The 26,854-nt window shown below is 67.2% G+C and carries 24 protein-coding genes; 10 read left to right on the forward strand and 14 right to left on the reverse strand.

Annotated features, from left to right (window positions below; translation table 11 throughout):
* Nucleotides 1-94 precede the first annotated feature (94 nt).
* From BMX43_RS06170 to BMX43_RS06180, 3 genes are all read left to right on the forward strand, one after another.
* Nucleotides 95-3,187 (forward strand): valine--tRNA ligase, encoded by a 3,093-nt coding sequence (locus tag BMX43_RS06170; protein ID WP_091298566.1) that lies wholly within the window; start codon nucleotides 95-97, stop codon nucleotides 3,185-3,187.
* A 218-nt stretch (nucleotides 3,188-3,405) separates the two neighbouring features.
* Nucleotides 3,406-3,738 (forward strand): DnaJ family domain-containing protein, encoded by a 333-nt coding sequence (locus BMX43_RS06175; RefSeq protein ID WP_091298569.1) that lies wholly within the window; start codon nucleotides 3,406-3,408, stop codon nucleotides 3,736-3,738.
* Nucleotides 3,739-3,774: 36 nt separating this feature from the next.
* Nucleotides 3,775-4,884, forward strand: a complete 1,110-nt coding sequence (locus BMX43_RS06180; RefSeq protein WP_091298571.1) for a pyridoxal phosphate-dependent aminotransferase — start codon at nucleotides 3,775-3,777, stop codon at nucleotides 4,882-4,884.
* 3 nt (nucleotides 4,885-4,887) lie between these two features.
* On the opposite strand, the gene BMX43_RS06185 is transcribed toward BMX43_RS06180, so the two are convergent.
* Nucleotides 4,888-5,244: a DUF4177 domain-containing protein gene (locus BMX43_RS06185; RefSeq protein WP_091298574.1), complete on the reverse strand. Its 357-nt coding sequence runs from the start codon at nucleotides 5,242-5,244 to the stop codon at nucleotides 4,888-4,890.
* A gap of 148 nt (nucleotides 5,245-5,392) precedes the next feature.
* The gene (gene gatB / locus BMX43_RS06190; RefSeq protein WP_091298577.1) at nucleotides 5,393-6,904 is read right to left on the reverse strand and encodes an Asp-tRNA(Asn)/Glu-tRNA(Gln) amidotransferase subunit GatB; all 1,512 of its coding nucleotides are present in this window, start codon (nucleotides 6,902-6,904) and stop codon (nucleotides 5,393-5,395) included.
* A gap of 180 nt (nucleotides 6,905-7,084) precedes the next feature.
* Between gatB and BMX43_RS06195 the strand changes: the two genes are divergently transcribed.
* Complete coding sequence (locus BMX43_RS06195; RefSeq protein WP_091299110.1) at nucleotides 7,085-7,675, forward strand: transglycosylase SLT domain-containing protein; 591 nt, start codon at nucleotides 7,085-7,087, stop codon at nucleotides 7,673-7,675.
* Nucleotides 7,676-7,802: 127 nt separating this feature from the next.
* On the opposite strand, the gene pepN is transcribed toward BMX43_RS06195, so the two are convergent.
* Nucleotides 7,803-10,355: an aminopeptidase N gene (gene pepN / locus BMX43_RS06200; RefSeq protein WP_091298580.1), complete on the reverse strand. Its 2,553-nt coding sequence runs from the start codon at nucleotides 10,353-10,355 to the stop codon at nucleotides 7,803-7,805.
* Nucleotides 10,352-11,188, reverse strand: a complete 837-nt coding sequence (locus BMX43_RS06205) for a hypothetical protein (RefSeq protein WP_139201536.1) — start codon at nucleotides 11,186-11,188, stop codon at nucleotides 10,352-10,354. Before BMX43_RS06205 ends, pepN begins: the two co-directional genes overlap by 4 nt.
* Before the next feature lie 232 nt (nucleotides 11,189-11,420).
* Here BMX43_RS06205 and BMX43_RS06210 point away from each other — a divergent pair, with 232 nt between their 5' ends.
* Both BMX43_RS06210 and BMX43_RS06215 read left to right on the forward strand, forming a co-directional pair.
* Complete coding sequence (locus BMX43_RS06210; RefSeq protein WP_175482039.1) at nucleotides 11,421-12,140, forward strand: ATP-binding cassette domain-containing protein; 720 nt, start codon at nucleotides 11,421-11,423, stop codon at nucleotides 12,138-12,140.
* A 68-nt stretch (nucleotides 12,141-12,208) separates the two neighbouring features.
* Entirely contained in the window at nucleotides 12,209-13,501 is a 1,293-nt protein-coding gene (locus BMX43_RS06215) for an FAD-binding domain-containing protein (protein ID WP_091298589.1), read from the forward strand.
* Nucleotides 13,502-13,508: 7 nt separating this feature from the next.
* Here BMX43_RS06215 and BMX43_RS06220 read toward each other — a convergent pair whose 3' ends face one another.
* Genes BMX43_RS06220 through BMX43_RS06230 form a run of 3 tightly spaced genes read right to left on the reverse strand, consistent with a single transcriptional unit; the run spans nucleotide 13,509 to nucleotide 14,767 of the window.
* Entirely contained in the window at nucleotides 13,509-13,961 is a 453-nt protein-coding gene (locus BMX43_RS06220) for an SRPBCC domain-containing protein (RefSeq protein WP_091298593.1), read from the reverse strand.
* A 1-nt stretch (nucleotide 13,962) separates the two neighbouring features.
* The gene (locus BMX43_RS06225) at nucleotides 13,963-14,436 is read right to left on the reverse strand and encodes an SRPBCC family protein (RefSeq protein WP_091298597.1); all 474 of its coding nucleotides are present in this window, start codon (nucleotides 14,434-14,436) and stop codon (nucleotides 13,963-13,965) included.
* Nucleotides 14,405-14,767, reverse strand: coding sequence for an ArsR/SmtB family transcription factor (locus BMX43_RS06230; protein WP_091298601.1), 363 nt, complete (start codon nucleotides 14,765-14,767; stop codon nucleotides 14,405-14,407). Before BMX43_RS06230 ends, BMX43_RS06225 begins: the two co-directional genes overlap by 32 nt.
* A 184-nt stretch (nucleotides 14,768-14,951) precedes the next feature.
* Between BMX43_RS06230 and BMX43_RS06235 the strand changes: the two genes are divergently transcribed.
* Complete coding sequence (locus BMX43_RS06235; protein ID WP_091298606.1) at nucleotides 14,952-17,114, forward strand: malate synthase G; 2,163 nt, start codon at nucleotides 14,952-14,954, stop codon at nucleotides 17,112-17,114.
* 111 nt (nucleotides 17,115-17,225) lie between these two features.
* On the opposite strand, the gene BMX43_RS06240 is transcribed toward BMX43_RS06235, so the two are convergent.
* The 3 genes from BMX43_RS06240 to cobS form a co-directional block, all read right to left on the reverse strand.
* Nucleotides 17,226-19,025, reverse strand: coding sequence for an aminopeptidase P family protein (locus BMX43_RS06240; protein ID WP_091299114.1), 1,800 nt, complete (start codon nucleotides 19,023-19,025; stop codon nucleotides 17,226-17,228).
* Nucleotides 19,026-19,106: 81 nt separating this feature from the next.
* The gene (gene cobT / locus BMX43_RS06245) at nucleotides 19,107-20,975 is read right to left on the reverse strand and encodes a cobaltochelatase subunit CobT (protein WP_091298609.1); all 1,869 of its coding nucleotides are present in this window, start codon (nucleotides 20,973-20,975) and stop codon (nucleotides 19,107-19,109) included.
* Between the two features lie 246 nt (nucleotides 20,976-21,221).
* The gene (gene cobS, locus BMX43_RS06250; RefSeq protein ID WP_091298612.1) at nucleotides 21,222-22,208 is read right to left on the reverse strand and encodes a cobaltochelatase subunit CobS; all 987 of its coding nucleotides are present in this window, start codon (nucleotides 22,206-22,208) and stop codon (nucleotides 21,222-21,224) included.
* Nucleotides 22,209-22,419: 211 nt separating this feature from the next.
* Between cobS and msrB the strand changes: the two genes are divergently transcribed.
* The gene (msrB, locus tag BMX43_RS06255; RefSeq protein WP_091299117.1) at nucleotides 22,420-22,878 is read left to right on the forward strand and encodes a peptide-methionine (R)-S-oxide reductase MsrB; all 459 of its coding nucleotides are present in this window, start codon (nucleotides 22,420-22,422) and stop codon (nucleotides 22,876-22,878) included.
* Nucleotides 22,879-23,058: 180 nt separating this feature from the next.
* Here msrB and BMX43_RS06260 read toward each other — a convergent pair whose 3' ends face one another.
* A complete protein-coding gene (locus BMX43_RS06260) occupies nucleotides 23,059-23,688 on the reverse strand; it encodes a J domain-containing protein (RefSeq protein WP_091298614.1) in 630 nt (209 codons plus the stop codon).
* 73 nt (nucleotides 23,689-23,761) lie between these two features.
* On the opposite strand from BMX43_RS06260, the gene BMX43_RS06265 reads away from it, so the two are divergent.
* Nucleotides 23,762-24,013 (forward strand): BolA family protein, encoded by a 252-nt coding sequence (locus BMX43_RS06265; RefSeq protein WP_091299120.1) that lies wholly within the window; start codon nucleotides 23,762-23,764, stop codon nucleotides 24,011-24,013.
* A gap of 10 nt (nucleotides 24,014-24,023) precedes the next feature.
* Here BMX43_RS06265 and BMX43_RS06270 read toward each other — a convergent pair whose 3' ends face one another.
* Nucleotides 24,024-24,443: a SufE family protein gene (locus tag BMX43_RS06270; RefSeq protein ID WP_091298618.1), complete on the reverse strand. Its 420-nt coding sequence runs from the start codon at nucleotides 24,441-24,443 to the stop codon at nucleotides 24,024-24,026.
* Between the two features lie 126 nt (nucleotides 24,444-24,569).
* On the opposite strand from BMX43_RS06270, the gene BMX43_RS06275 reads away from it, so the two are divergent.
* Nucleotides 24,570-25,025 carry a hypothetical protein gene (locus tag BMX43_RS06275; RefSeq protein WP_091298622.1) on the forward strand — a complete coding sequence of 152 codons (456 nt, stop codon included), beginning with the start codon at nucleotides 24,570-24,572 and terminating at the stop codon, nucleotides 25,023-25,025.
* 64 nt (nucleotides 25,026-25,089) lie between these two features.
* Here BMX43_RS06275 and BMX43_RS06280 read toward each other — a convergent pair whose 3' ends face one another.
* Nucleotides 25,090-25,569, reverse strand: a complete 480-nt coding sequence (locus tag BMX43_RS06280) for a gluconokinase (protein ID WP_245749389.1) — start codon at nucleotides 25,567-25,569, stop codon at nucleotides 25,090-25,092.
* Nucleotides 25,566-26,729, reverse strand: coding sequence for a ribonuclease D (rnd, locus tag BMX43_RS06285; protein WP_091298625.1), 1,164 nt, complete (start codon nucleotides 26,727-26,729; stop codon nucleotides 25,566-25,568). The genes BMX43_RS06280 and rnd overlap by 4 nt, the downstream gene beginning before the upstream one ends.
* Nucleotides 26,730-26,854 lie beyond the last annotated feature (125 nt).

Genomic DNA, 26,854 nt, shown 5'->3' on the forward strand with positions numbered 1-26,854 from the left:
TCCCCCACGGCGCGCGCGAGAGCCTTTCCCTTCGCGCGCGCTTTGGCTACACATCCGACGACTTGATAAGACCGCTCAAGACGGGGATGGACAGATGCCGATGGAAAAGACCTTCAACGCCGCCGAGGCCGAGGCCCGGATCTCGAAAGAGTGGATCGCGCGCAAGGTCGGCCGCGCCGGCGCCAATGCCAAACCCGGCCCGAACGGCGAACCGGCCAAACCCTTCTCGATCATGATCCCGCCGCCGAACGTGACCGGCGTGCTGCATATGGGCCATGCCTTCAACAACACCCTGCAGGACATCCTGATCCGCTGGCACCGGATGCGCGGTTTCGACACGCTGTGGCAGCCCGGCACCGATCACGCGGGCATCGCCACGCAGATGGTGGTGGAACGCGAACTGGCCCGCACCCAGCAACCCTCGCGCCGCGAACTGGGCCGCGAGGCGTTTCTGGAAAAGGTGTGGGAGTGGAAAGAGCAATCCGGCGGCACCATCATCAACCAGCTTCAGCGCCTCGGCGCCACCTGTGACTGGGACCGCGAGGCCTTCACCATGTCGGGCAATTTCCCCGAGGCTGTGATCAAGGTCTTTGTCGAAATGTATGAAAAGGGCCTGATCTATCGCGGCAAGCGGCTGGTCAACTGGGATCCCCATTTCGAAACCGCAATCTCGGATCTGGAGGTGGAGAACCTCGAAGTCGCGGGCCATATGTGGCATTTCAAATATGTTCTGGCCGACAAGCAAACCTATGAATATGTCGAAAAAGACGAAGACGGCAATGTGACGCTGCGCGAGACGCGCAACTACATCTCCATCGCCACCACCCGGCCCGAAACCATGCTGGGCGACGGCGCCGTGGCGGTGCATCCGTCGGACGAGCGCTATAAATCCATCGTCGGCAAGATGGTCCACCTGCCGCTGTGCGACCGCCTGATCCCGATCATCGCCGATGAATACCCCGATCCGACCTTCGGCTCGGGCGCAGTGAAGATCACCGGCGCGCATGATTTCAACGACTATCAGGTCGCCAGACGCAACACCCTGCCGATGTATCGGCTGATGGATACCCGCGCCCGGATGCGCGCCGATGGCGCCCCCTATGCCGAGGCCGTGGCCCGCGCCCGCGAAATCGCCGCCGGATCGCCCACCGATGAAATCGAAGTGGATGCGCTGAACCTCGTGCCCGAAAAATATCGCGGGCTGGACCGGTTCGAGGCGCGCAAGCAGGTGATCGCCGACATCAACGCGCTTGGCCTCAGCGTCTCGATCCTGACCCGCGAAATCGACGAGGAGACCGGCTCGGAACACCTGACCCGGGTGCCGGTGGTCGAAGCCAAAAAGATCATGCAGCCCTTCGGTGATCGCTCCAAGGTGGTGATCGAACCGATGCTGACCGACCAGTGGTTCGTGGACACCGCGAAGATCGTCGGCCCCGCCCTCGATGCCGTGCGCAAGGGCGACACCCAGATCCTGCCGGAGCGCGATGCGAAAGTGTATTTCCACTGGCTGGAGAATATCGAGCCGTGGTGCATCTCGCGCCAGCTCTGGTGGGGGCACCAGATCCCAGTCTGGTATGGTCTCGACATCTGGCCGACCGGCTTCCATGACGCCGAAGGCGATGACGCGCTGGACGAGGTGGAACTCTTCGCCCTGCTGGCCGACGGCGCCTATAACCATGCCGAGCCGGTCTATCACTGCGCCACCGATTTGGCTGCCGTGGGTGAAAAGTTCATGGACGATCTGGCCGCGCTGCCCGCGCCGCTGAACCATGCCCGCGTGGTGGAGGTGGCCGACCGCGCCGCCGCCGTCGAAACGCTGGCAAAGGCGCTGGCCGATTACGCCCTGACGCAAGACCCGACGCATCTCGTCTACCCGGTCTGGCGCGATGCCGATGTGCTGGACACGTGGTTCTCCTCGGGCCTCTGGCCGATCGGTACGCTGGGCTGGCCCGAAAACACCCCGGAACTGCAGAAATATTTCCCCACCTCGGTTCTGGTCACCGGCTTTGACATCATCTTCTTCTGGGTCGCCCGGATGATGATGATGCAGCTTGCCGTGGTCGGGCAAAAACCGTTCGGCACCGTCTATGTCCATGCCCTCGTCCGCGACGAGAAGGGCAAGAAGATGTCGAAATCGCTGGGCAACGTGCTGGACCCGATCGACCTGATCGACGAATACGGCGCCGATGCCGTGCGTTTCACCCTGACCGCCATGGCGGCGATGGGCCGCGACCTGCGCCTGTCGAAAGACCGCATCGCCGGCTATCGCAACTTCGGCACCAAACTGTGGAACGCCTGCCGCTTTGCCGAGATGAACAACGTCTGGGAAGGGCACGAAACCCAGGCCGCCCCGCCCGCCGCCACCGCCACCGCCAACCGCTGGATCATCGGCGAAACCGCCAAGGCGCTGGCCGAGGTCGATGCGGCGCTGACCGAATACCGCTTCGATCAGGCGGCAGATGCGCTTTACAAGTTCGTCTGGGGCAAGGTCTGCGACTGGTATGTCGAATTTGCCAAACCGCTGTTCGACGGCGATCAGGCCGAGGAAACCCGCCAGACCATGGCCTGGGTGCTGGATCAGTGCATGATCCTCTTGCACCCGATCATGCCCTTCGTCACCGAAGAGCTTTGGGCCACCACCGGCCTGCGCAAGGGTCTGCTGGTGCATACCGACTGGCCCACCTATGGGCCCGATCTGATCGACGCCGAGGCCGACCGCGAAATGACCTGGGTCACCGGCCTGATCGATGAAATCCGCTCGGCCCGCGCGCAGATGCACGTTCCCGTAAGCCTGAAGCTCGACATGCTGGCCACCGCCATGGATGCCACGGCCGCCGCCGCGTGGGAACGCAACGAGACGCTGATCAAGCGCCTCGCCCGCATCGAAAGCCTGACCGCCGCGGCGCAGGCTCCGAAAGGCGCGATCACCATCGCCGCCGAGGGCGCCAGCTTCGCCATCCCGCTGGAGGGCATCATCGACATCGGCGCCGAAAAGGCCCGCCTCGCCAAATCTCTGGAGAAGCTGGAAAAGGAAGCCGCCGCGTTGCGCGGTCGCCTCGCCAATCCCAAGTTCATCGAAAGCGCCAAGGAAGAGGTGGTGGACGAAGCCCGCACCAATCTGGAAGCCCGCGAGGACGAAGCCACCAAACTGCGCGCTGCCCTGACGCGGCTGGCCGAAATCGGCTGACAGCCGAATTTTCTGCGAAAATTCGCCGGGGGGCTTTCCGCCCCCCGCGCGCCTGCGGCGCTCCCCCTGTGGGTATTTTTACAAAGAAGAAGGCAGATACGCACTTTGTCTTCTTCTTCTTTGTAAAAATACCCACAGGGGGTGAATTGGCCGCAGGCCAAGAGGGGGGCAGTCGCCCCCCTCTTTTATTTTCGGGTGATTTGCAGCAGGGTCGTGGCATGGACTGGATCAACCGAGTCGCCGAACGGATGATGCTGCGCGCCCGGGCCGAGGGGAAACTCTCTGGCCTCAAGGGGGAAGGTAAGCCCTTGCCAGAACGGCCCGGCGATGCCTTCGTTTCGGCGGGTGATGCGGTGGGCTTTCGCATGATGGCCGAAGCCGGGGTCTTGCCGGAAGAGATCGTGCTGAAGAAACAGGTGATCGCGCAGCGCGCGCATCTGGCCACCCTCACCGATCCCGCGGCGCGCAAGGCCGCCATGGCCGAACTGGCCCGGCTGGAAATGCGGCAGGCGATTGCCGAGGAAAGCCGTCGCAGGTTCATGAAGGGCTGACTTGCAGCCCCGCCCGTTTCCGGCTGATATGCACGCATGGACCAGACGCCCCGTTACACCCCGCTCGCCGCCTCACTGCCCGCCTCTGTGCCCTTTGTCGGCCCGGAAACGCAGGAACGTGCCTCAGGCCGTGCCTTCACCGCGCGGCTTGGCGCCAATGAAAGCCTGTTCGGCCCCTCGCCCGCCGCGATTGCGGCCATGGCGCAGGCCGCGTCCGAGGTCTGGATGTATGGCGACCCGGAAAACCACGATCTGCGCGCCGCTTTGGCCGCGCATCACGGCGTGCGGCCCGACAATATCGTGGTGGGCGAAGGGATCGACGGGTTGCTGGGCTATCTCGTCCGCCTGACGGTGGCGCCGGGGGATGCCGTTGTCACCTCGGACGGCGCCTATCCGACCTTCAACTTCCATGTCGCGGGCTTTGGCGGCGTGCTGCACAAGGTGCCCTATAACGGTAACCACGAAGACCCCGAGGCGTTGCTGTCTTGCGCCGCCGAGCGTCGCCCCAAGCTGGTCTACATCGCCAATCCCGACAATCCGATGGGCTCGCATCATCCCGGCGCCACCATTGCCGCCATGCTGGACCACCTGCCCGAAGGCACGCTGCTGGTGCTGGACGAGGCCTATATCGACCTCGCGCCCCCTGGCACCGCGGCGGTGATCGCCGCCGATGACCCGCGCGTGATCCGCTTGCGCACCTTCTCCAAGGGGTATGGCATGGCCGGGCTGCGCGTGGGCTATGCCATCGCCGCGCCGGGGCTGATTTCGGCCTTCAACAAGGTGCGCAACCATTTCGGCATGGGCCGCATCGCGCAGGCCGGGGCGCTGGCCGCGCTGCGCGATCAGGTCTGGCTGGCCCATGTGCAGGCCGAGGTTGCCCGCGCCCGCGCCACGCTATCCCAGATCGCCACGGCAAACGGGCTGACGCCGCTGCCTTCAGCCACCAATTTCGTGACGATGGAGTGCGGGCGCGACGGCGATTTCGCCCGCGCCGTGCTGCGCGGGCTGATCGCACGCGGCATCTTTGCCCGGATGCCCTTTGTCGCTCCGCATGACCGCTGCATCCGCGTCAGTTGCGGCGACGCGGCGGCCCTGGCAGCTTTTGCCGAAGCCCTGCCCGCAGCCTTGGCCGAGGCGCGGGGCTGAGGCTCAGCCCTCGGTCGGCGCCGGGGCAGGCGCGGGCGTTGCGGGGGTCGTTTCCGGCGCTTTCACTTCGGGCGCCTTCACCGGCTCGGCGGTGCGGAACACGGCAACCGGCGGCGGCGCCACGGGCGCCAGCGCCCGGCGAAACACCAGCATGTTCTGGAACACCGTCGTCTTGCCGGTCAGCCCGGCGCGTTCCTCGCAGGGCAGCGTATCGGCGCGCAGATACTCCCACCCCTCGCGCCCCAATTCGTTCATCACCCGCATCAGCGCCTGGGCAAACCGCTCTTCCGCCGTTTTCAGCCCCTTGGCCTTCTCGCCCCGCTTCGGCGCAGGCACGACCCTGTATTCAAACTGTTGCATCTCAAAGCCTCCGGGCGAATCGCTGGCAGTCTAGTCGGATTTGCCGCCGCAGCGAGCCGCAGCCCGGCAGAAGCACAGGCCTGCGTCGCAGCGGCCACAGGCCCTGATTCTGGCCCCCGATCCGGGGGCGCCGCGAATCACCGGGGCCTCACAGCCCCAGCTTCGCCGCCACCATCGCATTCACCACCGCCGGATCGGCCTTGCCGCCCGTAGCTTTCAGCACCTGCCCGGTGAACCAGCCCGCCAGCTTGGCGTTGACCTTGGCCTTCTCCACCTGCGCCGGATTGCCCGCGATCAGCGCATCCAGCGCCGCCTCGATCGCCCCGGTATCGGTGACCGCCTTCATGCCGCGCGCCGCCGCCACTTCGGCCGGATCACCGCCCTCGGTCCACAGGATCTCGAACAGCTCTTTCGCCATCTTGCCGGTGATCTCGCCCTTGGAAAGCAGATCCAGCATCCCGCCCAATTGCGCGGCGGAAACCGGGCTGTCGCCGATCCCATGGCCTTCCTTGTTCAGCCGCCCGAACAGCTCGTTGATCACCCAGTTCGCCGCCGTCTTGCCATCGCGCCCCTGCGCCACCGCCTCGAAGAAGGCAGCACTTTCCAGATCGGCGGTCAGCACATTGGCGTCGTAATCGGTCAGCCCGAAATCGCCCATGAACCGCGCCTTCTTGGCATCCGGCAGTTCCGGCATCCGCGCGGCAATGTCATCGACCCAGGCCTGCTCGATCTCCAGCGGCAGCAGATCCGGGCAGGGGAAATAGCGGTAGTCATGCGCCTCTTCCTTGCTGCGCATCGACCGGGTCTCGCCCTTGTCCGGGTCATAAAGCCGGGTCTCCTGCACGACCTGCCCGCCATCCTCGACAATGGCGATCTGGCGGCGCGCCTCGTAATCAATGGCCGCCTGAATGAACCGCATGGAGTTCATGTTCTTGATCTCGCAGCGCGTGCCCAGATGCGAAAAGTCCTGCGTTTCCTGATACTTCTCGTATTGCCCCACCCGGCAGACCGATACGTTCACATCCGCCCGCAGATTGCCGTGCTGCATGTCGCCATCGCAGGTGCCAAGGTAGCGCAGGATCTGGCGCAGCTTCACCACATAGGCCGCCGCCTCCTCCGGCCCGCGAATATCGGGGCGGCTGACGATCTCCATCAGCGCCACGCCGGTGCGGTTGAAATCGACGAAGGACATCGCCGGGTCCATGTCATGGATCGACTTGCCGGCGTCCTGTTCCAGATGGATCCGCTCGATCCGCACCAGCCGCGCCACACCCGGCGCCATCTCCACCAACACCTCGCCCTCGCCCACGATGGGATGGTAAAGCTGGCTGATCTGATAGCCCTGCGGCAGGTCCGGGTAGAAGTAGTTCTTGCGGTCGAAGGCCGACCGCAGATGGATCTGCGCCTTCAGCCCCAGCCCGGTGCGCACCGCCTGTTCCACGCAGTACTCGTTGATCACCGGCAGCATCCCCGGCATCGCACAATCGACGAAGCTCACATTGCTGTTCGGCTCGGCGCCGACCGCGGTCGAGGCCCCCGAAAACAGCTTGGCGTTAGAGGAAACCTGGGCATGGATCTCCATGCCGATCACCAGTTCCCAGTCATGTTTCGCCCCGGCAATCACCTTGGGCTTGGGGGTTTCATAGGTCAGGTCGAGCATCGGTTTCCCCGGTAATATTGGGCGCAATCTTGGCCCCTTCATAGGCACCGCAGCCCCGCCCGGCAAGGCGCGACGGGCGGATTTTCGCCCATGCGGATTCTGCAGACTTGCCCCACCCGCCCCTTCGCAGGCAAAAAACCCGGGTCGCTCACGGAACGCGTCGCCACCGCAGGACTGCAGATGAAGCTGAAAGCCATGATGATCGCAAGTGCCCTCGCTGCCGCCCTCGCAGGCTGCACCACCGACAGCACCGACATCGTGAGCCGCGCAGCTCCCCCCTCCATGCGCTGGGACAGCCACCCCGAGGCTGCGGCCTGGACCGTGAACACCCTCATGGCCGTCGCCGAAGAAGATCAGGCGCTGGCCACCCGCGTCCCCGCCGACATCGCCACCTGGTGCCCCGGCTATACCGAAGCCAGCCTGATGGAACGCCGCGCCTTCTGGGTCGGCCTGATCTCGGCGGTCGGCAAATATGAAAGCAGCTACAACCCGCGCGCGGCAGGCGGCGGGGGCAAGTATATCGGCGTGATGCAGATCTCGCCCCGCTCCGCCGCCAATTACGGCTGCGACGCGACCAGCGCCGCGGCGCTGAAAGACGGCAAGGCCAATCTCGCCTGCGCGGTGGAAATGGTCGCCCATCATGTCGAAAAAGACGGCGTCGCCGTCGGCAATGGCCGTCAGGGCATCGGGCGCGACTGGATGCCCTTCCGCAAGGCCAATCTGCGCAGCGACATGGCCAACTGGGTCAAATCGCAAAGCTACTGCCAGTAACCGCGCGCCCGGCTGCCAAGCCCCCATTTTCTGTTTGAAAATATCCCCGCCGGAGGCACGCGCTTTTGCGGCGGCGCCAGCCGACGCAAAAGCTCATGACGTGCGCGCGCCAGCGCGCTCCTCAAGATCACCCCGCCAGCATCCGCCCGGCCATCTCGCCCAGATCCCGGCTCAGCCCCGGCGCGGCCATGATCCGCTCCAGCTCTGCCCGGATCAGCGCCTGCCGGTCCGCATCATAGCGCGGCCAGGTCTCGAACGCGGTGGACATGCGCGCCGCCGTCTGCGGGTTCTTCGGGTCCAGCCGCAGCAACCAGTCCGCCAGCAGCCGATAGCCCGCCCCGCTTGCGTGGTGGAAGCCCGCGTGATTGGCCGCCAGCGCGCCGATCACCGCACGGAAGCGGTTGGGGTTCTTCCAGTCGAAATCCGCCCGCGTGGTCAACCGTTCCACCACCGAAGCCAGATCCTGCGGCGCCGCGTGCAGCACCTGCACCATGAACCACTTGTCCATCACCAGCCGCTCGCCCGCCCAGCGCGCCTCGAAACCCGCCAGTTCCGCCGCGCCGCGCCCGGCCTCCAGCAGCACGGCCAGCGCCGCCAGACTGTCGGTCATGTTGTCGGCCTGCGCATAGGCCGCTTCCGCCGCCGCCCCGCCATCCAGCCGTGACAGCAGCGCCAGACCGGCATTGCGCAGCGCCCGCTTGCCCGCCTGTGCCGCATCCGGCGCAAACGGCCCCTGCACCGCCAGCCCCGCCATCAGCCCCGGCAGCGCCCCCGCCAGTTCCTGCGCCAGCGCCCCGGCCATCGCGCGCCGCGCCGCATGAATCCGCGCCGGATCGGGCACATGGCCCGCATCATGCAGCGTCGCCGCCATGTCATCCTCGCCCGGCAGCCGCAGCGCCAAGGCGCGGAAGGCCGGGTCCAGGCTCTCGTCCAGCGCCACCCGCGCCAGCGCCGCCAACCAGTCGCGGCTGACCTCGGCGCCCTCCACGATCATCCGCGCCAGCACGTCCTTGGCCAGGGCCCGCCCAGCCTCCCATTTGTTGAACGGGTCGGTGTCATGCGCCAGCAGGAAGGCCCGCTCCTGCGCGCTCACGTTGCGCTCCAGCACCACCGGCGCCGAAAACCCGCGCAGGATGGAGGCCACCGGCCGCGCCGCCAGCCCCTCGAAGCGAAAGCTCTGCACCGGCTCCACCAGTTCCAGCACCGTGGTCGGCACCACCTCGTCGCCATTGGGGTTCAGCAAGCCCACCGCCACCGGAATCACCTTCGCCCCCTTGTCAGGCTGGCCGGGCGTCGGCGGCAGCTCCTGTTGCAGCGTCAGCGTAAAGACCCCCTCGGCCCAATCCTCGGTCACCTTCACCCGGGGCGTGCCCGCCTCGGTATACCAGCGCTTGAACTGCGTCAGATCGCGGCCCGTCGCATCCTCGAACACGCGCAGCCAATCCTCGATCGTCGCCGCCTGCCCGTCATGCCGGTCGAAATACAGATCCAGCGCCGCCTTGTAGCCCGCCTCGCCGACCAGCGCCTTCAGCATCCCGATCACCTCGGCGCCTTTTTCATAGATCGTCGCGGTGTAGAAATTGTTGATCTCCACATAGGCATCAGGCCGCACCGCATGGGCCAGCGGCCCGCCATCCTCGCGGAACTGCCGCGCCCGCAGCGCCAGCACATCCTCGATCCGCTTCACCGCATGGCTGCGCATGTCGCCGCTGAACTGCTGGTCGCGGAACACCGTCAGCCCCTCTTTCAGGCAAAGCTGAAACCAGTCACGGCAGGTGATGCGGTTGCCGGTCCAGTTGTGGAAATATTCATGCGCGATCACCGCCTCGATCCGTTCGTAATCGGTATCCGTCGCGGTTTCCGGCGTGGCCAGCACGAGCTTGGAGTTGAAGATGTTCAGCCCCTTGTTCTCCATCGCGCCCATGTTGAAATCGTCAACCGCCACGATGTTGAACACATCCAGATCATATTCGCGCCCATACACCTGTTCATCCCAGCGCATCGACCGGATCAGGCTGTCCATCGCATAGGCGCAGCGCCCCTCGTCGCCCTGCCGCACCCAGATGTTCAGCGCCACCTCCCGCCCCGAGGCGGTGGTGAAGCTGGCCGAATGCGCCACCAGATCGCCCGCCACCAGCGCGAACAGATAGGCGGGCTTCGGCCAGGGGTCGTGCCATTCCGCCCAGCCCGGCCCCGCCGCCACGGGATTGCCGTTCGACAGCAGCACCGGCATCTCGCTTTCGATCCGCACATCGAAGCGCGCCATCACATCGGGCCGGTCGGGGTAGAAGGTGATCTTGCGAAAGCCCTCGGCCTCGCATTGCGTGCAATACATGCCGCCCGACATATACAGCCCCTCCAGCGCGGTATTGCCTTCGGGCGCGATCTCCACCTCGCTTTCCAGCACGAAGGGCGCGTCGGGCAGCGCTTGGGCCGCAATCGTCAGCCCCGTCGCATCGGGCGTGGCCTCCAGCGCAACCCCGTCCAGCGCCAGCGCGATCAGCCGCAACCCCTCGCCATCCAGCCGCAGATCGCCGCCCGGCCCTGCCGGATTCGGCGCCAGATGCAGCCGCGCCAACACCCGCGTCGCCTGCGGCGCCAGCCGGAAGGTCAGCTCCACCCGGTTCAGGACATGACTAAAGGGCTGATAATCAACAAGCTTGACGGGCGTCTGGGTCATGGCAATCTCCTTGATGCGCCGAAGGCTAGCGCATGGATCGGCAGGCGCAACCCGCGAATGGCCCCTGCGCGCGCCTCCACCCCACCCGCCCTGCGTCCATGCGACCCATCGACAAGCCGCCCCCGCCGCTGTGCTTTCGGCAGATCGACCGTCCCCCTGTTCATCCGCGCATCTCGCGCTACCCTGTCATCGCCAGACGCGCCCCGCCTCTGACCCGGCCGATAGAGCCCCCCGTGCCGCAGCGCCCTGCGCCCCACCCCCAGACCGAACCGCAGCAGGGCACAGCCATGGCGGCACCCGGCAGCGTCGCCCGCGCATTGGCGGCGCAAGCCACGCTCGGGCGGCAGGCGGCGCTGCTGACCACCTTCGGCCGCGCCGCCGCGCGCTATGGCGAACGGCTGACCGGCCATGACGCCACGCTGCGCGCGCTCAACCTGCTGCGGGCGCAGGTGTTCCGCGTGGTCGCGACGCGCGGGGTGACGGCCCTGCTGCGCCTGCGCTCTGCCGACGGGCTCAACCGGCTGACGGCGGATCTGGATGCGCTCGAAGGCGTGCTGATCCGGCTGGCCTTTCCGGCACTGGCAACCGGGGCGGCGCTGCTGACCGGCACGCTGGTCGTGGGCGCGCTGCTGGGGGCGGTGCCAGCCCTTGCGGTGCTGCTGTGTCATCTGGCCGGGCTGGGCACGGTCGTCGCCCTGTCCGGCAAGCCCTTGCGGCAAGCCGCCCGGCGGCACGAGGCGGCGCTGCAAGCCATCCGCGCCCGCAGCGCCGAGGCCGCCATCCTGCGCAGCGATGCGGCGATGCGCGGCGCGCTGGCCGACAGTGCCACCCATATTCTGGCCGCTGCCACCCGGCTGGATCAGGCCCGCGCGCAGATCGACCGGGCGGAACGCCGCGCCGGGGCAGTGCTGGCGCTGGCCGCCGCGCTGGCTGCAGTCGCCGTGCTGCTGCTGGCGCCCGCCGCCGCCGCCCCGTACAGGCTGGCCGCCCTTCTCGTGGCGCTGGCCATGGCCGAAGCGCCGCGCCTGCTGTGGCGCGGTCTGGCCGAACGCGGGCGGATGGAGCTTGCCGCCCGCCGCATCACCACCGAAACCGCCCCGGCAGACCCCGCCCGGCCCCGCCCCCCGCCACAGGCGCGCTGCTGGAGCTGCGCGCCCTCAGCCTGCAGAGCGCCCCGATGGCGCGGGCCGCCCGCTGTTCGCCCCGGTCAACGCGCGCCTGCAGCCGGGGGACTGGCTGGCCCTCGTCGCCCCCTCGGGCCATGGCAAATCCACCCTGCTCCTCGCGCTGGCCGGGCTGGTGCTGGCGCAGTCAGGCCAGATCCTGCTGCAGGGCCACCCCTTGGCCGACTGGCCGGAAGGCGCCCTGCGCGGCACCGTGACGCTGGTGCCGCAACGCCCGGCGCTGATCGGCGGCAGCGTGGCCGACAACCTCGCCCTAGCCGCGCCAGAGGCGACCCCCGCCACGATGCAGGCCGCCTTGGAAGCGGTGGCGCTCTGGCCCGCGCTGCTGGGGCGCGGTGGGCTGGGCTGCCCGCTGGGCGCAGGCGGCGCGGGGCTTTCGGGCGGCGAGGCCCGCCGTCTGGCGCTGGCCCGCGCCCTGCTGCGCCGCCCCGCCCTGCTGCTGCTGGACGAACCGACCGAAGGGTTCGATGCCGCCACCGCCCGCGCCGTGCTGCATGGCATCGCCTCCGCGCTGCCCGATACCGCCGTCCTGCTCGCCTCACACCGCGCCGCCGATGCCATGGGCGCCGGGCAGATCCTCACCCTGCGCCGGACGGGCTGACACACCCGGCCCGATATGGGTCGCATCGGGGCTTTACGAATCCCGGCCAGACGCTAGAAGTTTGTTCCATGAATGTTCTCATCTGGTTCAAACGCGATCTGCGGCTGGAAGATCAGCCCGCGCTGGCGCTGGCTGCCGCAAAAGGCCCGGTGCTGCCGGTGCATGTGGTCGATCCCGAAGACTGGGCGCAGCCCGATCGCGCCGCCCGCCACTGGGCCTTCGCCGCCGAAAGCCTGACCGATCTGCGCGCGGCACTGGCCGCCCATGGCGTGCCCCTGGTGCTGCGCACCGGCGAGACGGTGGCGGTGCTGGATCGCCTCGTGCGCGCCCATGCCATCACCGAGATTGTCAGCCAGGCCGCGCCCGGTACCGGCTGGGCGCAGGCGCGCGACCGCCGCGTTGCCGCCTGGGCGCGCAGCACCGGCCTGCGCTGGACGGAACTGCCGCCCGACGCCACACCCCCCGCCGATCTGCCCCCTCTCACCGCCACCGGCCCGGTGGAACCCGGCACCCTGCCCAGCGCCCGCGCGCTGCATCTGGCCGATGACCCCTGCCCCAACCGCCCGCCCGGCGGACGCCCCGCTGCCCTTGCCCTGCTGGACAGCTATCTGTCCACCCGTGCCGCCAGCCCGCGCGACTCCCGCCACCCGCCGCTGACCGCCGAGCGCGCCAGCGCCCGGCTGTCGGCGCATCTCGCCTTCGGCACGCTGGGCACAGCCGAGATCGCCACCGCCTGCGCCGCCCGTCTGGCCGAACGCCCCGGCCCCGCCATCGCCGCCGGGCTGCGCCACCTGCGCACCGGCCTCTCCTTACGCGCCGCCGCCCATGCCGCCGCCCTCTCGCCCCCCGCCCCGCGCCTGATCGGCGATGCCCGCCTGCGCCACGCGCTGGAACAGGGCGAAACCGGCCTGCCCTTCCTCGATGCCTGCCTGCGCTATCTGCGCGCCACCGGCTGGCTGAACCACCGCTGCCGCGCCCTTGTCGCCAGTGCCGCGCTGCATCACCTCGGGCTCGATCCCGCCGAAACCGGCACCTTCCTCGCCCGCCGCTGCCTTGATTACGACCCGGCGATCCATTGGCCGCAGATCGCCGCCCTTGCCGCCCCGCCGCGCAGCGCCGCCCACCCGGTGCGCGCCGGGCAGATGCTCGATCCGACTGGCGCCTTCACCCGCCGCTGGGTGCCGGAGCTTGCGCCGCTGCCCGACGCCCTGCTGCAAGAGCCGTGGAAATGGCCGGGCGCCAGAACCCTGCTGGGCCGCCGCTACCCCGAAACGCTGGCCAGCCTGACCCCCACGCCCCGCCCGGCGCTGCCCCAGCCCCGCCGCCCGGCCAGCGCCGCCCAACTGAGCCTCGATCTCTGAACGGCGCTCAGCCCGCCGCCATCCCCTCGGCCAGCGCCGCGAGCTTCGCCAATGTGGTCTGCCCCAGCGCCTCGGCACCAAAAGCCTTCGCCGCCGCACAAGAGGCCGCATCGGGGAAGGTCATCACCTGGGTGATCCGCGTGCCGCCCGGCTCTGCCACAAGCACCACCTGCACATGTTTGGCAGGCCCCGCATCGTCATCGGCATCCAGCCAGAATTCCAGTTTCTGCCCCGCGACCAGCCCGAAATAGCGGTGCCGGTTCGGCCAGACCCTGCCCTCCGGCCCGATCATGTCGAACCGCCAGATCCCGCCCTCGCCCAGCCGGATCTCTTTCGTCCGACATATGTAGCCCTCGGGGCCAAACCAGCGGGGCAGCAATTCCGGGTCCGTCCAGCAGCGCCACAGCGTTTCCGGCCGCACCGCGATCAACCGCGTCAGAGTGATTTGCCGCTCTTCCATCTCACATCCCCAGCGCCAGCGCGTCCAGTTGCGTGATCACCGTGCCCCAGCCGTCATAGAACCCCATATCCGCATGCTGCTTGGCCACCTCGGGCTTGCGGTGCATCGCGCGGGCAACATAGCGGGTGCCGCTGCCCTCGGGCTCCATCGTGATCACTGCCGTAAAGCCGAAAAACTCCGCCCGCGCCGGGCGCCAGCCTTCCTCCATCATGTCGGTCCAGACCAGCCGCCGCTCCGGCACCACGTCCAGAAAGCAGCCCTCGCCCGCCATTTCGCCATGATCGGGCACATCCATCACCGAATAGAACCGCCCGCCCGGCCGCAGGTCGATCACCACATCGCGGGTGATCACCGGCTTGGGCGCCCACCATTGTTCCAGCAACCGCGCATCGCTCCAGCAGCGCCAGATCTGCGCCGGGCTGGCCTGCAACAGCCGGTTGATCTCAAGATCGGTCGTCGGGTCGAACAGCGTCATCCTGCGCCTCCAGCGATAGGGCCAGCGCCTCCAGCCGGTCGGTCCTGCCCTCCCAGATGGCGCGCTGGCGGTTCAGCCAATGTTCCGTCGCCGCCAGCGCCCCCACCTGCACCGCGCAAAGCCGCGTGCGGCCGCGCTTTTCGCTGGCGATCAGCCCCGCCGCTTCCAGCACCGCCAGATGCCGCAGCACCGTGGGCAGCGCCATGCCGGTCGGCCCGGCCAGCACGGTCACGGGGGCCGGCCCTTCCAGCAGCCGCGCCAGCAGCGCCCGGCGCGTCGGGTCGCCCAGCGCCTGAAAGATGCGGTCCAGATCGGGGTCATGCAACGACATGCCCCCAGCCTGCCACCGCGCCGCCCACCTCGCAACAAAAACTTAGCCAATTCGCTAAGTTTTAGATTATCTCGAAAACCCGCAAAGTGTTTTCGTCCCCACCCAGAAACTCTGCCCCCCTGCCTTATTGCCTCGCCTGTGCTTTTTCCCCATGCTGCACCGCATCACAGCGACAGGAGCCCCCATGACCGCGCGCCTCACCAAACACGGATTGCAGATCGACGCCCGGCTGGTGGAGTTTGTCGAAACGCAGGCCCTGCCCGGCACCGGCCTCGCCGCCGATGCGTTCTGGGCCGGGCTGGCCGCAGGCGTGGCGCAATTCGGCCCGAAGAACCGCGCCCTGCTGGCCCAGCGCGAGTCGCTGCAAACCGCCATCGACACCTGGCACATCGCGCGCCGGGGCCAGCCCTTCGACGCCGAGGTCTACGAGGCGTTCCTGCGTGAAATCGGCTATCTGCTGCCCGAAGGCCCGGATTTCGCGGTGGAAACCGCAGGCGTGGACCCGGAAATCGCCACCATCCCCGGTCCGCAACTGGTGGTGCCAGTGATGAACGCCCGCTATGCGCTCAACGCCGCCAATGCCCGCTGGGGCAGCCTTTATGATGCGCTTTATGGCACCGATGCCCTGGGCGATCTGCCCAGCGGCAAGGGCTATGACGCCGCGCGCGGCGCCCGGGTGATCGACTGGGCGCGCGGCTTTCTGGATGACGCCGTGCCGCTGGCAGGCGCAAGCTGGCGCGCCGCGCGCGGCTTTGCCGTGACGGGCGGCGCCCTGATCGTGAAAACCGATCAGGGTGAAACTACCCTCGCCACCCCCGAAAGCTTCGCAGGCTTCAGCGGCGATGCCACCGCCCCCACCGCCTTCGTGCTGCGCCACAACGGCCTGCACATCGAAATCCGCATCGACGCCACCACGCCAACCGGCGCCACCGACCCGGCGCATATCTCGGATGTCCGCCTCGAATCCGCCATGTCCGCGATCATGGATTGCGAAGACAGCGTGGCGGCGGTGGATGCCGAGGACAAGGTGCTGGCCTATGGCAACTGGCTGGGCCTGATGAAGGGCGATCTGACAGAACAGGTCGCCAAAGGCACCACCACCTTCACCCGCCGCCTTGCCGCCGATGCCAGCTATACCGCCCCCGACGGCACCCCGCTGACCCTGAAAACCCGCGCGCTGATGCTGGTGCGCAATGTCGGCCACCTGATGACCAACCCCGCCATTCTGGACGCCGAAGGGCGCGAAATCGGCGAGGGTATCCTCGATGCCTATGTCACCACCCTCTGCGCCCTGCACGATCTGCAAAAAACCGGCGGCGCGCGCAATTCCGTCACCGGATCGGTCTATGTGGTGAAGCCCAAGATGCACGGCCCCGCCGAGGTCGCCTTCGCCTGTGAAATCTTCGATGCGGTCGAAGCCACCCTTGGCCTGCCCGCCCATACCGTGAAACTCGGCATCATGGACGAAGAGCGCCGGACCTCGGTCAACCTCAAGGAGTGCATCCGCGCCGCCCGCCACCGCGTGGCCTTCATCAATACCGGCTTCCTGGATCGCACCGGCGATGAAATCCACACCTCGATGGAGGCCGGGCCGATGATCCGCAAGGGCGACATGAAACACGCCGCCTGGATCAAAAGCTACGAAGATCGCAACGTCGATATCGGCCTCGCCTGCGGCCTGCGCGGCCGGGCGCAGATCGGCAAAGGCATGTGGGCGGCGCCCGATCTGATGGCCGCGATGCTGGATCAGAAGATCGCCCATCCTCGCGCGGGCGCCAACTGCGCCTGGGTGCCCTCGCCCACCGCCGCCACGCTGCACGCCACCCATTACCACCGCGTCGATGTGCTGGCCCGCCAGACCGAGATCGCCGCCGCCGGCCCGCGCGGCACGCTGCGCGACCTGCTGACGATCCCGCTGGCCGAGGGCCAGAACTGGTCCGAAGCCGAAGTGCAGGCCGAGGTGGAAAACAACGCCCAAGGCATCCTCGGCTATGTGGTGCGCTGGGTCGATCAGGGCGTCGGCTGCTCCAAGGTGCCCGACATCCATGATGTCGGATTGATGGAAGACCGCGCCACCTGCCGCATTTCTTCGCAGGCGCTGGCCAACTGGCTGCATCACGGCATCATCACCGCCGATCAGGTGCAGGCCGCGCTGCGCAAGATGGCCGCCGTGGTCGATCGCCAGAACGCGGGCGACGCCGCCTATACGCCGATGGCCCCCGGCTTTGACGGCACCGCCTTCAAGGCCGCCTGCGATCTGGTGTTCGAAGGCCGGGTGCAGCCCTCGGGCTATACCGAGCCGGTGCTGCACAAACGCCGGTTGGAGGTGAAGGCGGCGGCGCACTGACGCCCCCGCCCCGATGGCAAACAGAACGGGGGCAAGGCGCGTCGCCTGCCCCCTTCTTCTTTGCAAAAATACCCAAATCCCCGGCAGACGCCCCGCGCCGTCACGGCCGGTTCAGCCCAAAGGCGCGCAGGCCGCCGCCAGCCAGTCCCGCGCCGCCCCTTCCACCCGCGGCGCGATCTTGTCCCAGACCGTGGCATGATAGGCGTCCAGCCAGTCCCGCTCGCCGGGGCTCAGCATCGCCGAAACGATCAGCCGCCGGTCGAACGGCACAAAGGTCAGCGTCTCGAAGCTGAACTGCGCGCGCTTGTCGCCCAAGGCCTCCGCCTCCTGCACCACGATCAGGTTTTCCAGCCGGATGCCAAAGGCCCCCTCGCGGTAATAGCCCGGCTCGTTCGACAGAATCATCCCCGGCGCCAGCGGCACCTCCGACAGGCGCGAAATCCGCTGCGGCCCCTCATGCACCGACAGGAAGGCCCCCACGCCATGCCCGGTGCCATGGTCGTAATCCAACCCCGCCAGCCACAGCGGCGCCCGCGCCAGCGCGTCAATGTCGCGCCCGGCGATGCCTTTCGGAAACCGCGCCCGCGACAGGGCAATCATCCCCTGCAACACGCGGGTGTAACAGGCCGCCGCCTCGGCCCCCGCATCGCCCAGCGCCATCGTGCGGGTGATGTCGGTCGTGCCATCGGCATATTGCGCGCCACTGTCCACCAGCAGCAATTCGCCCTGCCGCAGCGGGCGGTTGGTCTCCTCGGTCACCCGGTAATGGATGATCGCCCCATTCGGCCCGGCGCCGCAGATCGTATCGAAGCTCAGATCATGCAGCGCATTGGTGGCGCGGCGAAACCCTTCCAGCGCGCTCACCACGTCAATCTCGCTCAGGCCCCCCTTGGGCGCCTCGGTATCCAGCCAGCACAGGAACTGCACCATCGCCGCCCCGTCGCGCAGATGCGCCGCGCGCATCCCGTCCAGCTCTGCCGCAGTCTTGCAGGCCTTGGGCAGGCGGCACGGATCATCGCCCCACACCACCTCTACCCCGGCGGCCTGCAATTCCTGCGATACCGCCAGCGGCGCCGACCCGCGATCCACCCGCACCGGCCCCGGCAGCGCCCGCAGCCCCGGCACGAACGCTTCGGGCGCACACAGCCGCACGCCCGCATCCAGATGCGCCCGCAGCGCCGCGTCGATCTTCGGGCCGTCCACGAACAGCGCCACGTCGCCCGCATCGTCCAGCACGGCAAAGGCGTGCAGCACCGGGTTGCGCGGCACATCGGCGCCGCGGATGTTCAGCAGCCAGCAGATGCTGTCCGGCAGCGTCAGCACCGCCGCCTTCTGCCCCGCCGCCCGCAACCCCTCGGCCAGCCGCGCCCGTTTCGCCAGACTGCTTTCCCCGGCCAGCGCCAGCGGATGGGCGAAGGCCCGGCCCAGCGGCGGGCCGGGCTGATCGGCCCAGATGGCATCCACCATGTTGGCACAGGCGCGCAGCGACACCGCCGATCCGGCCAGCGCCGCCTCCAGCCCCGCGATCTCCTCCGCCGTATGCAGCCAGGGATCGAACCCCACCACCCCTTCCGCCAGAGTGTCGCGAATCCACGGCCCCGGCTTCACCTCGGGCCAAGGGACCGGCGTGAACACCGCCAGATCCACCTGCCCGCGCACCTGCACCCGGTAGCGCCCGTCGATGAACACCCCGGCCACGCCCGGCAGCACGATGGCAAAGCCCGCCGATCCGGTGAAGCCGGTCAGCCAGCTCAGCCGTTCATCCCGCGCCGCGACATATTCGCCCTGATGCGCATCCGAACGCGGCACCAGAAACCCGGCCAGCCCCTCGGCCCCCAGCCGCGCCCGCAAACTGGCCAGCCGCGCCGCGCCCTGCGTCGGGTCGGCTTGCGAGGTGAATGTCTGAAACACCGCGATCCCCTTCATCCTGACAAAAATACTCTCGGGGTGAATGGGCGCCTTGGCGCCCAGAGGGGGGCGAGCCCCCCTGCCTTACCCGAATTTCCGCTGCGCCAGGGCCCGCTTGCGCGGATCGGCATCGAACAGCCCGGCCAGTTGCTCCGTCATCGCCCCGGCCAACTGCTCCACATCGGTGATGGTGACCGCGCGGTTGTAATAGCGCGTCACGTCATGGCCGATGCCGATGGCGATCAGTTCCACCTGCTTGCGCTTTTCCACCATGGCGATCACGTCGCGCAGATGCTTCTCAAGGAAACTCGCCGCATTCACGCTCAGCGTCGAATCATCGACCGGCGCGCCGTCGGAAATCACCATCAGGATCTTGCGCGCCTCACGCCGCATCGCCAGCCGCCGATGCGCCCATTCCAGCGCCTCGCCGTCGATGTTTTCCTTCAGCAACCCTTCCTTCATCATCAGCCCGAGGTTCGACCGCGACCGCCGCCACGGCGCATCCGCCGATTTGTAAATGATGTGGCGCAGATCGTTCAGCCGCCCCGGCTGCTGCGTGCGCCCCGCCGCCAGCCATTTCTCGCGGCTCTGCCCGCCCTTCCATGCCCGCGTGGTAAAGCCCAGAATCTCCACCTTCACCGAACAGCGCTCCAGCGTCCGCGCCAGCACATCGGCACAGATCGCCGCGATCGAGATCGGCCGCCCGCGCATCGACCCCGAATTGTCCAAGAGCAGCGTCACGCAGGTATCGCGGAACTCGGTGTCCTTCTCCTGCTTGAAGCTCAGCGGAGTCGTCGGGTTCGCCACCACCCGCGCCAGACGGCCCGCATCCAGCGTGCCCTCTTCCAGATCGAACAGCCAACTGCGGTTCTGCTGCGCCTGAAGGCGCCGCTGCAACTTGTTGGCCAGCCGGGACACAGCGCCCTTCAGCGGCTCCAGCTGCTGATCCAGATAGGCGCGCAACCGCTCCAGCTCCGCCGCCTCGGCCAGATCCTCGGCGCGGATTTCCTCATCGAATTCCGTGGTATAGACGGTATAGTTCGGGTCCGCGTCGGAATAGGGCGCAGGTGGCGGCGGCTCCAGAGGGGCCTCGCCCTCCGGCATCTCCGCCTCGTCGCCCTGCTCCATGTCGGCGCTGTCCTCCATGGTGACCTGCGCCTGCGACTGATCGTCCTGCTCCTCCTGCGAGCGTTCGGGAGAGGCCTCGGCCTCCTCTTCCTGCTGCTGCTCGTCGCCGGCGCTTTCCGGGCTGTCCTCGTCCTCCTGCGCCTGATCGTCGGCGCTGTCATCCGGGTCGTCCATGTCCGGGTCATCGCCCAACTGGTCGCCATAGCCCAGATCGGCGATCACCTTGCGTGCAAGCCGGGCGAACGCCGCCTGATCGTCCAGCGCCCCGGCCACGTTTTCCAACGTGCCGCCCGCCTGTTCCTCGATGAACCCACGCCACAGGTTCATCACGTTTTCCGCCGATTTCGGCAGATCGCGCCCCGTCGCCAGATGCCGCACCAGATAGCCCGCCGCCACCGGCAAAGGCGCATCCGCCGCCGTGCTGATCTGGCCATAGCCCTTGCGATCCGCCTCGAAGCCGATCTTGTGGTCGATGTTCACCGCCGTGCCCGGCATGGCGCGCGCGCCCAAAGCCTCGGCCCGCGCCACCTCCATCGCCTCATAGATCTCGCGCGCCAGATTGCCGGTCGGCGCATATTTTGCCGCCACCGCATCGTTGTGATAGCGCCGCCGCAGCGCAAAGGCGTCGGCCGTGCCGCGCGCCAGCATCACCTCGTCGCGCGTCATCCGGCGGCTGACCTGCGGCAGGCGCACCCCGTCCTTGGTCATGCCCGCAGGGTCCACCGAATAGGTGACGGTCATCTCCGGGTCATCGGCCATGGTCTTGGTGGCCTCGGCCAAGGCCTTCTTGAACGGATCGGCGGGGTTGTCGGTGGATTTTGTCATGGAAGGCACCTGTCACCGGCCCTGAAACAGAGCAAGAGTATCCCCGACGACATCGCGGGGAGGAGAGGGCAGCGGGGGGCTGTCTGCCCCCCGGTCCGCCTGCGGCGGCCCTCCCCCCGAGGATATTTTTCAACAGAAAATGAGAGCCGTGCGGTCCTGTCCATTTTCTGTCCGGAAATATCCTCGGGGGTTGAGGCGCGGCTTGCGCCGAGGGGGGCAGACAGCCCCCCTCGGCGCAAGCCGCCGTTATTTCATCGCCATGCTGGCCGCACTCTCCGGCAGTTCTTCGCCGAAGCAGCGCTGATAGAACTCGGCCACCGTCTGGCGTTCCAGCTCATCGCATTTGTTCAGGAAGGTCAGCCGGAAGGCATAGCCCACATTGCGGAAGATCTCGGCATTCTGCGCCCAGGTGATCACCGTGCGCGGCGACATCACGGTAGACAGATCGCCATTCATGAACGCGGTCCGCGTGAGGTCAGCCACCGTCACCATCTGGTTGATGGTCTTGCGGCCTTTCTCGGTGTTGTAATGCGGGCTCTTCGCCAGCACGATGGCCGCTTCGGCATCATGGCTCAGATAGTTCAGCGTCGCCACCAGCGACCAACGGTCCATCTGCGCCTGGTTGATCTGCTGGGTGCCGTGATAGAGGCCCGTCGTATCGCCCAGACCCACGGTGTTCGCCGTGGCGAACAGCCGGAAATAGGGGTTCGGCGTGATGATCTCGTTCTGGTCCAGCAGGGTCAGCTTGCCGTCATGCTCCAGCACGCGCTGGATCACGAACATCACATCGGCCCGACCCGCATCATATTCGTCGAACACGATCGCCACCGGATTGCGCAGCGCCCAGGGCAGGATACCCTCGTGGAACTCGGTCACCTGCTTGCCATCACGCAGCTTGATCGCATCCTTGCCGATCAGGTCGATCCGGCTGATGTGGCTGTCGAGGTTGACCCGCACGCAGGGCCAGTTCAGCCGCGCCGCCACCTGTTCGATATGCGTCGATTTGCCCGTGCCGTGATAGCCCTGGATCATCACGCGGCGGTTATAGGCGAAGCCCGCCAGAATCGCCAAAGTGGTATCGGGATCGAATTTATAGGTCGGGTCGATCTCCGGCACCCGGTCGGAGCGTTCGGCAAAGCCCTTGACCTTCATCTCGGTGTCGATCCCGAAGACCTCCCGGACAGAGATTTCTTCGGTGGGTTTTGCAATCTGGTCCAACATTCCGTCCGCCATACCATCGGGCGCCCCCAGCGGGGCGCGGTTCTTTCACAGGTTTTGTGGATCATAATGCAAGGGGCCGCAAGGGGAAGGCTGTCCCCGACACAATCGTCGCGAAATCAGCCCCGAAACCTGTCCCGCGCCTGCGCCCGGTCTCTTTTGCGTGATCGGTGAAACGAAGCCGCCCGCCCGGCGTATAGACAGACAGACGGAACAGGAGGAAACCATGAACCGCCGCACCCTGCTGACCAGTGCCCTCGCACTGCTTGCCGCCCGCCCCGCCTTTGCCGAAGGGCAATTTGAAATCACCCTGACCGAGGCCGAATGGCGCGCCCGCCTCTCGCCCGAGGCCTATGCCGTGCTGCGCGAGGAAGACACCGAACGCGCCTTCACCTCGCCGCTCAATGACGAAAAGCGCAAGGGCACCTTCCACTGCGCCGGCTGCGACCTGCCGCTGTATGCGTCGGAAACGAAATATGACAGCGGCACCGGCTGGCCCTCGTTCTGGCAGCCGCTGCCGAATGCCATCGGCACCAAAGAGGACAACACCTTCTTCAGCACCCGGACCGAGGTGCATTGCCGCCGCTGCGGCGGCCATCTCGGCCATGTGTTCAACGACGGCCCGCAGCCGACCGGCTTGCGCTACTGCATGAACGGCGTGGCGCTCAGCTTCAAACCCGCCTGAGCCACGGCCCCCGGCCCCGGGCGGCATCATCAGATCGGGATCTTTGCGTCAGGTTGAACCGTCTGCTTGTGGCTTTCACCCTGGCTCAAATACTCATCCTTCCCGCCGAAAAGGCAGGACCAAAGCGGCACAGGGGGTGTACGGGCGGTGTACGCCTGTCACCCCCCCCCCGTTTTCGACTCAATCGCGGAAATAGCGGCTTTCGCGGATCTGCTCCCAGGCCCAGACCACCTCTTGCAGCCGCGCCTCGTCATCGCGGTTGCCGCCGTTCATGTCGGGATGCAGGTCTTTCACCAGGCTCTTGTATTGCTTGCGGATCTCGGGGCGCGTCCAGGTGTCGCGGGCATCCAGAATCTCCAGCGCCTTGCGCTCGGTCGGGGGCAGTTTGCGGGTGACGTGGCTCACCACCTTGCCGGGGTTCTGCGTGCCCTTCTCGCCCAGGATCGCCATCGGGTCATCCACCCCCAACCGCGCCCAGGCCCGCCCGTCATCCTTCTGGCTGAACGGTTTGGTCTCCCGCTCCCAAACCCTTGCCTTGTCTAGGAATTTCTGGAATTCCTCATCGGATGTGCCGTTGAAGAAGTTCCATTTCAGGTTGTATTCGCGCACGTGATCCTTGCAGAACCAGAAGAATTCATCCAGCAGATCCGGCGATTTCGGCGCCCGGTACAGCCCGGATTCCGAACAGCCCGGATATTCGCACGCCTTCTGCGAGGTCTCGAACGCCCCCGACATGCCCCTCCGGCCCGTCTTGCGGCGCTTCTTGTCTGCCGACACGCGAAGGTCGAATTCAAAAGGGGGTTTCTGCATGGATAGGCCTTTCCGACTCGGAGGCGAGAGTTTAGGTCATTGCGCGCCGGATTGAAGGGGGTGAATGCCGAAAATGACCGTGGCCGATGAAATTTCTGCGCGGCTTTCCGCCGCCTTCTCTCCCGAAGTCCTTGAAATTCAGGATGATAGTGAAAAACACCGCGGCCATGGCGGCTGGCAGGAAGGTGGCGAGACGCATTTCAGCATCCGCATCCGCGCCGCGAGTCTGGCACCGCTGGGCCGGGTGGCGCGTCACCGGGCGGTGCATCAGGCGCTGGGGGATCTGACCACCCGCATCCATGCCATCGCGCTGGACATCGGCTGAACCCGCGCGTTCAGGCCGCGGCGGCAACCTTGCGGATCCGCTCCACCATGGCGCGCACCCCGTTGGAGCGTTGCGCCGACAGGTGCTCGTTCAGCCCCAGACGGCCCAGTTCCGCCACCGCATCAACCTGCCCCACCTCGGCAGAGGAAAGCCCCGCATACAGCGCGTGCAGGATGGCGATCAGCCCCTGCACGATCATCGCATCCGATGCGCCCTCGAAATCAAACCGCGCCGCAGCCCCCTGCCCCTCCAGCCTTGGCCGCAGCCAGACCTGGCTCGCGCAGCCCTCCACCTTGAAGGCAGGCACCTGAAAGGCTGGATCCAGCGGCGGGAAGGCCTTGCCCAGTTCGATCACATGGCGATAGCGGTCCTCCCAATCCTCCAGAAACTCGAAAGTCTCGACGATCTCTTCAAAGGCGGGGCTGGCCATGGCTGTCTCCTGTGCGTGGCCCAGAGCTAGGCTTTGCGCAGCAAAAGGTCCAGAGGGGCGCTTTTCAAAAGCCGCGTCATGCGCTAGCCAAGGACAGGCGCCAAAAGCGGCGCGAAAGGGTGAGGCATGAGAAAACCGCTGCTGGCCGCGCTGTCGCTGGTGATGTTCGTTTCCGCCTGCGGGTCTTTTCAGGATTCGCGTCTGAACCCGTTCAACTGGTTCGGCGGGGCAGAACCTGCCGCCCCGGCCCTGCCTGCGGCGAAACCCGCCGATCCGCGCCCGCTGGCCGCACGCATCATCGAGCTGAAGGTGGAACCGATGCCCGGCGGCGCCATCGTGCGCGCCACCGCCCTGCCGCCGACGCAGGGCTATTGGGATGCCGAACTGGTGGCGCTGGATCTGGGCGAAGACGGCGTGCAGATCTACGAATTCCGCCTCATCCCGCCGATCGAACCACTACCCGCCGCCACCCCGCGCTCGCGTCAGGTGACCGCCGCCGCCTATCTCTCGTCTGTCGCCTTGGGCCCGATCCGCGCGATCACCGTGCAAGGCGCCGAAAACGGGCTGAGCAGCCGCCGCTGACGCCTTCCCCGGCAGGCGTGGCGACGGGGGCTCGATGCCCCCGGCGGCGCGGCCCCCGGCTGGATCAGACGAGCGCGCGCAAGGCAGTGGCGAGCTGCGCTTCGAGCGGTGCCATGGCGTCCAGCACCAGGGCCCCCTCGCCGTCCGGCACTTCCAGCGCGGCAAACTGGCTGGCCAGCAGCCCGGCGGGCATGAAATGCCCGGTGCGCGCCACCAACCGCCCTGCCAGAAGCGTCTGAGGGGCCGCCAGATGGATCAGCCGCAAATCCGGCGCGGCCACGCGCAGCCGATCCCGGTAGCGCCGCTTCAGTGCCGAACAGGCCAGCACCACCGGCCCCGCCGCCAATGCCGCCGCACAGCGATCCAGCCAAGGCACGCGATCCGCATCATCCAACGGCTGGCCTGCGGCCATTTTCGCAATGTTTTCCGCCGGATGCAGATCGTCGGCATCCACGAACCGCGCGCCCAGCGCCGAAGCGAGCACCCGGCCCAGCGTGGATTTGCCGCAGCCGGAAACGCCCATCACCACGACGCGCAGGCTCACGCCAGCCGCACCACCCGCACGTCATTGCCCTTGGCCGACAGCGCGATCTCGCCCCGGCACAGCCGCAGCGCATCTTCGCCGAACGCCTCGTTCCGCCAGCCTTTCAGCGCGGGCAGATCGCGTTCACCGGCGGCAATCGCGTCCAGTTCCGCCGCCGAGGCGATCAGTTTGGCCGCCACGCCAAGGCTTTCGGATTTCGCCTTCAGCAACACGCGCAGCAGATCGGCCAGCGCCGGATTGACCTGCAACTGTTCGCGCGACAGGTCCGGCTTGGGCATGTCTTCGGGCTTCATCTCCAGCCCCGCCTTCACGGCGGCGATGATCCCGTCGGCAATATCGCCCCGCCGCCCCTCGCGCAGCAACAGGCGCGAGCGCCCCAGTTCCTCGTGATTGGTGGGCCGGGTGGAGGCGATCTCCAGCAGTGCATCATCCTTCATCACACGGGACCGTGGCACGTTGTTCTTCTGCGCATATTCCTCGCGGAACTGCGCCAGCGCCTTCACCAGCGCCAGAAACCGCCCCGAGGTGGTGCGGGTCTTCACCCGCTCCCATGCGTCTTGCGGGCGGATCGTATAGGTTTCCGGGTCGGTCAGGATCGCAAGTTCCTGCTGCACCCAATGTTCGCGCCCCGATTTGCGGATTTGCGCATCAAGGCTTTCGTAAACCACGCGCAGATGCGTCACATCGGCCAGCGCATATTCCTTTTGCGCATCCGACAGCGGGCGGCGCGACCAGTCGGTGAAGCGCGAGGTCTTGTCGAGGCTTTCCTTGGCGATCTTCTTCACCAGCGTCTCGTAGCCGACCTGTTCGCCATAGCCACAGACCATGGCGGCGATCTGCGTATCGAACAGCGGCACCGGGAAGCAGTTGCCTTCGACGAAGAAAATTTCCAGATCCTGCCGCGCGGCGTGGAACACCTTCACCGTCGCCTCGTGGCGGAACAGATCGTAAAGCGGTTCCATCGACAGGGCCTCGCCCCCTTCGATCGGGTCCACCAGAACCGCCTCGCCGGTTTTGCCGGGCAGCGCCATCTGGATCAGGCAAAGCTTCGACCAATAGGTCCGCTCGCGCAGGAATTCGGTGTCGATGGTAACATAGGGCTGGCTTTTGGCCGCCTCGCAAAAGGCGGCAAGCTCTTCGGTCGTTGTGATGGTGCGCATCGGCGTCTTTCGGGTCTGGGCTCGGGCAGAGCGTCACGGGGGCATCCCGTTCTTCCGCTATAGGCGGCAGGCGCCACCTTGTGAACCCTTTTTGGCCAACGGGCGCGGATCTTCGCCCGTTGGCC

Origin of the sequence: Gemmobacter aquatilis, assembly GCF_900110025.1 — a bacterium.
In the GTDB taxonomy this organism is placed as follows: Bacteria; Pseudomonadota; Alphaproteobacteria; order Rhodobacterales; family Rhodobacteraceae; genus Gemmobacter; species Gemmobacter aquatilis.

Excerpts from the sequence above, each read along its gene's own strand:
- cobT (WP_091298609.1), bottom strand. The coding sequence starts at position 20,975 with ATGACAAAATCCACCGACAACCCCGCCGATCCGTTCAAGAAGGCCTTG.
- gatB (WP_091298577.1), bottom strand. The coding sequence starts at position 6,904 with ATGCTCGACCTGACCTATGAAACCCCCAAGCCCAAGGTGATTGCCGGG.
- BMX43_RS06265 (WP_091299120.1), top strand. The coding sequence starts at position 23,762 with ATGACCGTGGCCGATGAAATTTCTGCGCGGCTTTCCGCCGCCTTCTCT.
- BMX43_RS06235 (WP_091298606.1), top strand. The coding sequence starts at position 14,952 with ATGACCGCGCGCCTCACCAAACACGGATTGCAGATCGACGCCCGGCTG.
- BMX43_RS06170 (WP_091298566.1), top strand. The coding sequence starts at position 95 with ATGCCGATGGAAAAGACCTTCAACGCCGCCGAGGCCGAGGCCCGGATC.
- BMX43_RS06215 (WP_091298589.1), top strand. The coding sequence starts at position 12,209 with ATGAATGTTCTCATCTGGTTCAAACGCGATCTGCGGCTGGAAGATCAG.
- BMX43_RS06220 (WP_091298593.1), bottom strand. The coding sequence starts at position 13,961 with ATGGAAGAGCGGCAAATCACTCTGACGCGGTTGATCGCGGTGCGGCCG.
- BMX43_RS06175 (WP_091298569.1), top strand. The coding sequence starts at position 3,406 with ATGGACTGGATCAACCGAGTCGCCGAACGGATGATGCTGCGCGCCCGG.
- rnd (WP_091298625.1), bottom strand. The coding sequence starts at position 26,729 with ATGCGCACCATCACAACGACCGAAGAGCTTGCCGCCTTTTGCGAGGCG.
- BMX43_RS06270 (WP_091298618.1), bottom strand. The coding sequence starts at position 24,443 with ATGGCCAGCCCCGCCTTTGAAGAGATCGTCGAGACTTTCGAGTTTCTG.
- pepN (WP_091298580.1), bottom strand. The coding sequence starts at position 10,355 with ATGACCCAGACGCCCGTCAAGCTTGTTGATTATCAGCCCTTTAGTCAT.
- BMX43_RS06230 (WP_091298601.1), bottom strand. The coding sequence starts at position 14,767 with ATGTCGTTGCATGACCCCGATCTGGACCGCATCTTTCAGGCGCTGGGC.
- BMX43_RS06205 (WP_139201536.1), bottom strand. The coding sequence starts at position 11,188 with ATGGGTGGCACTGTCGGCCAGCGCGCCGCGCATCGCCGCATCGCTGCG.
- cobS (WP_091298612.1), bottom strand. The coding sequence starts at position 22,208 with ATGGCGGACGGAATGTTGGACCAGATTGCAAAACCCACCGAAGAAATC.
- msrB (WP_091299117.1), top strand. The coding sequence starts at position 22,420 with ATGAACCGCCGCACCCTGCTGACCAGTGCCCTCGCACTGCTTGCCGCC.
- BMX43_RS06180 (WP_091298571.1), top strand. The coding sequence starts at position 3,775 with ATGGACCAGACGCCCCGTTACACCCCGCTCGCCGCCTCACTGCCCGCC.
- BMX43_RS06185 (WP_091298574.1), bottom strand. The coding sequence starts at position 5,244 with ATGCAACAGTTTGAATACAGGGTCGTGCCTGCGCCGAAGCGGGGCGAG.
- BMX43_RS06195 (WP_091299110.1), top strand. The coding sequence starts at position 7,085 with ATGAAGCTGAAAGCCATGATGATCGCAAGTGCCCTCGCTGCCGCCCTC.
- BMX43_RS06275 (WP_091298622.1), top strand. The coding sequence starts at position 24,570 with ATGAGAAAACCGCTGCTGGCCGCGCTGTCGCTGGTGATGTTCGTTTCC.
- BMX43_RS06225 (WP_091298597.1), bottom strand. The coding sequence starts at position 14,436 with ATGACGCTGTTCGACCCGACGACCGATCTTGAGATCAACCGGCTGTTG.
- BMX43_RS06260 (WP_091298614.1), bottom strand. The coding sequence starts at position 23,688 with ATGCAGAAACCCCCTTTTGAATTCGACCTTCGCGTGTCGGCAGACAAG.